This is a genomic window from Pseudomonas sp. FSL R10-2964 (assembly GCF_009600035.1).
Classification (GTDB): Bacteria; Pseudomonadota; Gammaproteobacteria; order Pseudomonadales; family Pseudomonadaceae; genus Aquipseudomonas; species Aquipseudomonas bubulae.
Genome location: NZ_WIWH01000116.1, coordinates 1 through 394, shown reverse-complemented (window position 1 = coordinate 394; position 394 = coordinate 1). Strand labels below are relative to the sequence as shown.

1 protein-coding gene is annotated in these 394 nt (G+C 55.3%); it reads left to right on the top strand.

Annotated elements, in window-relative coordinates:
* The coding region (locus tag GHN92_RS23655; protein ID WP_256666568.1) for a reverse transcriptase domain-containing protein at positions 1-394 on the top strand (394 nt) is incomplete at both ends.

Sequence of the window (394 nt, the reverse complement as noted above, 5' to 3'; positions counted from 1 at the left end):
CCGCTGTCCCCATTACTGTCGAATATCCTGCTGACCGATCTTGATCGAGAGCTGGAAAGGCGGCAGTTGAAGTTCTGCCGATATGCTGACGACTGCAATATCTACATCGGCAGTGAAGGCGCAGGGCAACGGGCGATGGCGAACATCAGAGCCTTCCTGGAAGGTCATCTGAAGCTACGTATCAACGAGCAGAAAAGCGCAGTAGCACGGCCTTGGAAGCGAAAGTTTCTGGGCTACGCGATTACGATCTATCGCCAAGAGACACGGGTGCGACCTGCCCCCGAAAGCCTGCGAAGACTGATGGATCGAGTTCGTGAGTTGCTGCGCAAGGGGCGAGGACGGTCCTTGTCTCACACTATAGAGATGCTAAATCCCGTGTTGCGGGGTTGGGCAA